This window comes from Kitasatospora sp. NPDC057512 (assembly GCF_042802135.1).
Lineage (GTDB): Bacteria > Actinomycetota > Actinomycetes > Streptomycetales > Streptomycetaceae > Kitasatospora.
In genome coordinates this window covers 1-3744 of sequence record NZ_JBHVET010000782.1, presented here as the reverse complement: position 1 = coordinate 3744, position 3744 = coordinate 1, and the positions used below count along the sequence as shown (strand labels likewise).

Sequence of the window (3744 nt, the reverse complement as noted above, 5' to 3'; positions counted from 1 at the left end):
CCGGCCTACTCCATCGGCAGCGAGGGGCCGTCCGCCGGCCCGGATGCCGCGAAGTCGCGTTCGGCCTGGGCGAGTTGCTCGGCCCGGTAGTCCGAGGAGCAGGCCCGCCCGAGGGCCTGCGAAGCGGCGTCGGCACCCGGGACGTGCCCGAGGACGGCGGCGCAGTACTGGACGGCGGGGCTGGGCAGCGGTCGGAGCTCGGCCGAGCCGGCCGGGGTGGCGGCCAGTGCCCCGGCGAGGGCGAGCGAGCCGGCCAGGACGGGAGCGGCGAGGCCGCGGGGAATGCGCATCGGGGTACCTCCGGACGGGTGGGGACAGCGGCGGTGGACTCGACCGCCCGGCCCATTCGACGGGCGGCCGCCACCCGCGGCCCGGCCGACACACCGTGCACCGCACTAGTCGTACGTACGCCACCGGCGCGGCGGCCGACGGAGCCGCCGGCCGCCACCCCCTCGATCACGGCCGGCACCTCCCCGTTCCCGGCCGCCGCCCCGGGATCAGTGCCCCGGCCGCCCGGAGGCGCCCTCCGGCCACAGCTCCGCGTCGCACGCCGCCACCAGCGCGCCGATCCGCGCCCACGCCTCCTCGGCCGGCAGCGGCTCCAGCCGGCGGCCGTCCCGCAGCCGCAGCGCGACCCGGTCGTCCACGGCCTCCTTCGCCCCGATCACCGCCTGGTACGGCACCAGCCGGGCCGCGCGGATCCGGGCACCGAGGCTGCCGTGCTCGGGGCCGGCGACCTCCGCGCGCAGCCCGAGATCCAGGCAGCGCTGCCGGAACCGCTCGGCCTGCGGCAGTTCGGCCTCGGAGACGGGCAGCAGCACCACCTGAATGGGTGCCAGCCAGGCCGGGAACGCGCCCCCGTACAGCTCGATCAGGTGGGCGACCACGCGCTCGACGCTGCCGATCACACTGCGGTGCACCATCACCGGGCGGTGCTTGGCGCCGTCCGCGCCGATGTAGTGCAGGTTGAACCGCTCGGGCTGGTGGAAGTCGATCTGCACGGTGGAGAGGGTGAACTCGCGCCCGGCGCCGTCGGCGATCTGCACGTCGATCTTGGGACCGTAGAACGCGGCCTCGCCCTCCGCCGCCTCGAACGGCACCCCGGAACGCTCCAGCACCTCGGTGAGCAGGGCGACGGCGCGCTCCCAGAGCGCGGGGTCGGCGACGTACTTGCCGCCCGCGCCGGGCAGCGAGAGCCGGTAGCGGACCGGGACGACGCCCAGCGCCCGGTGCGCCTCGCGGATCAGCTCCAGCGCGGCGACGGCCTCGTCGGCCGCCTGCTCCGGGGTGCAGAAGACGTGGGCGTCGTTCAGCTGGATCGCCCGGACCCTGGTCAGCCCGCCCAGCACCCCGGACAGCTCGGAACGGTACATGCCACCCAACTCGGCCATGCGCAGTGGCAGTTCCCGGTAGCTGTGGGAGCGGGAGCGGTAGATCAGCGCGTGGTGCGGACAGAGGCTGGGGCGCAGCACCATCTCCTCGGAGCCCAGTTCCATGGGCGGGAACATGTCCTCGCGGTAGTGCGCCCAGTGGCCGGAGATCTCGTACAGCTCGCGCTTGCCGAGCACCGGGGAGTAGACGTGGCGGTAGCCGGCCCGGCGCTCGCGGTCGCGGATGAACTCCTCCAGGGAGTGCCGGATCGCGGCGCCGTCGGGGAGCCAGTACGGCAGGCCGGAGCCCATCAGCGGGTCGGTGTCGAAGAGGTCGAGTTCACGACCGAGCTTGCGGTGGTCGTGGGCCGCATGGCCGCTGGGCTCGCGGTCCTGGGCCTCGTGGCCGTCGGCCGCGTGGTCGTGCGAGGGCTGGTTGCGCATGGGGTTCTCCACTCGGTCTGCGGGCGAGTGGGACCGGGAACGGCGAAGCCCCGGGGCACTCGCCCCGGGGCTTCGGACTAGGTCAGCAGTCAGCGCGCCGGGACTCTCTCCGGCGTCGTCGTGGCGAGTGCAGCGCGCTTCATACGTTCCACGGTAACAGCTCCGTGCCGCTGGTGGTGATCTTTTCGGGAGCGGCATCGGGGTCCGGGGCTGGGTCCAGCTCCGGGTCCAGATCCGGGTCCGTGTCCGGCGGCTCAGAAGAGCGTGACGCACCCGCGTGCGGCCAGCGCCGCCAGCAGCCGGGCCGACGGCCGCACGTCATTCCACCGCAGGTCCAGCTTCTCCAGCGCGGGCAGCGCCCCCGGGTCGGCCAGCCAGTCGGGCAGTTCGGTGACCCGGTTGCCGCGCAGGTCGAGGCGGCGCAGCCGGGGAAGCCCGGCGAGTACGGCGGGCAGTTCGGTGAGGGCGTTCTCCCGGAGTTCCAGTTCGCGCAGCTCCGCGAGGCCCCCGACCGAGTCCGGCAGTCCGGTCAACTCGTTCCCGCGCAGCCAGAGTTCACGCAACGTGACGAGTTCGCCGATCGACTCCGGCAGGGCGGCGAGCCGGTTGTGCTGGGCGCGCAGCTCGACCAGCGAGGTCAGTCCGCCGATGGTGGAGGGGAGTTCGGTGAGCCGGTTCTCGCCGACGTTGAGGTAGCGCAGCGCGGCGAGCCGGCCGAGCGCCTCGGGCAGGGCGGTCAGCGCGTTGTCGTGGAGGTAGAGGAAGTCCCCGAGTCCGGTGAGGCCGCAGAGCTCGACGGGCAGCGCGGCGAGCCGGTTGTGCCCGAGGTCGAGGGTCCGCAGCCCGGTCAACCGGCCGATGCCGGGCGGGAGTTCCCGGATGCCGGTCTCGGCGAGGATGAGCACGGTCAGCTCGGTCCGGTCCCACACCTCGGCCGGCACCTCGTCAAGAGGCCGGCGCCAGAGGTTGAGCGTCACGTCCCGCAGGCCCGCCGCGTCCGTCGCTCCGACCCCGCCCGTCGTTCCCGCCGCGTCCGTCATGCCTGCTCTCCCCGGGCCGGGCCGATGCGGAACTCCGCCATCTGACGGCCGTACCAGCTGTCGGTCATCCCGGTGCCGGTCATCCCGAGGCGGCGGCAGACCGCCGCCGAGCGGGTGTTGTCCGGGGCCAGCAGGGCACGGATCTCGGTCAGGCCGTCGGCGAACCCCTTGGCCAGGACGGCCCGCGCGGCCTCGGTGGCGAAGCCCTGGCCCCAGCTGTCCGGGTGGAGGTGCCAGCCGATCTCGACCTCGCCGTCCCCGTCCCCGTCCCCGTCCGCGTCCGGCACCGGAAGCAGCAGGACCGCTCCCGCGACCACGCCGGTGTCGCGCCGTTCGACCGCCCAGACCCCGTACCGGGGGCCGGTGGAGCGCTCACGGCAGTGCTCGATGTACCGGCGGGCCTCCTCGGGGTGGGCCAGGGCGCGCGGCGTCCGGCCTAGCCACTGGGCGACCTCCCAGCGGGAGTAGATGTCGAAGGCGCGCTCCTGGTCCGCTACCGTCCACTGCCGCACCACCAGCCGTTCGGTGGTCAGCACCGTCTCCGACCCGTGTTCCGTCCCAGCCGTCACGCGCACCCCTCTCCGATGATGTGTGTGGATCACCGTACGCAGTCGGGCCGCCGACCGGAACTCCGAAGCCCGCCCGGCCCCCTGCCGTCGAGGCGGGCCGGGGCGCAGGTCGGGTCGGGTGCCACGGGCGGGCGGAGGAGCGCGGTCACGGCGTCGAAGACGGCGCGCACCAGCGTGACGGCCCGTGCCGGGCTCACGTCGTCGCTCGTCACACTGCCCCGGGCGCGGTTGTCGCGCAGCCGCAGGCAGGCGTCGACTTCGGCGACGTGCCCGTCTCCGTGCCGTGGGCCTCCCGTCGGCGCAAACGCCACCGCTCCGGCC

General features: G+C 74.4%; 4 protein-coding genes and 1 pseudogene. All 5 read right to left on the bottom strand.

The features are described 5' to 3' along the window. Nucleotides 1-5: 5 nt before the first annotated feature. The gene (locus tag ACFU6K_RS33635) at nt 6-290 is read right to left on the bottom strand and encodes a hypothetical protein (protein WP_380669563.1); all 285 of its coding nucleotides are present in this window, start codon (nt 288-290) and stop codon (nt 6-8) included. A gap of 207 nt (nt 291-497) precedes the next feature. Next, on the bottom strand, nt 498-1814 hold the full coding sequence (gene thrS / locus ACFU6K_RS33630; RefSeq protein WP_380669561.1) for a threonine--tRNA ligase: 1317 nt from the start codon (nt 1812-1814) through the stop codon (nt 498-500). Between the two features lie 254 nt (nt 1815-2068). Further along, nucleotides 2069-2854 carry a leucine-rich repeat domain-containing protein gene (locus tag ACFU6K_RS33625; protein ID WP_380669559.1) on the bottom strand — a complete coding sequence of 262 codons (786 nt, stop codon included), beginning with the start codon at nt 2852-2854 and terminating at the stop codon, nt 2069-2071. Next, nucleotides 2851-3423 carry a GNAT family N-acetyltransferase gene (locus ACFU6K_RS33620; RefSeq protein WP_380669557.1) on the bottom strand — a complete coding sequence of 191 codons (573 nt, stop codon included), beginning with the start codon at nt 3421-3423 and terminating at the stop codon, nt 2851-2853. Before ACFU6K_RS33620 ends, ACFU6K_RS33625 begins: the two co-directional genes overlap by 4 nt. A gap of 29 nt (nt 3424-3452) precedes the next feature. Beyond that, nucleotides 3453-3744: pseudogene (locus ACFU6K_RS33615) on the bottom strand (hypothetical protein); the annotation flags it as partial.

What these genes read in the sequence shown, in the direction of transcription:
- ACFU6K_RS33635 (WP_380669563.1), bottom strand. Translation starts at nt 290, where the DNA reads ATGCGCATTCCCCGCGGCCTCGCCGCTCCCGTCCTGGCCGGCTCGCTC.
- thrS (WP_380669561.1), bottom strand. Translation starts at nt 1,814, where the DNA reads ATGCGCAACCAGCCCTCGCACGACCACGCGGCCGACGGCCACGAGGCC.
- ACFU6K_RS33625 (WP_380669559.1), bottom strand. Translation starts at nt 2,854, where the DNA reads ATGACGGACGCGGCGGGAACGACGGGCGGGGTCGGAGCGACGGACGCG.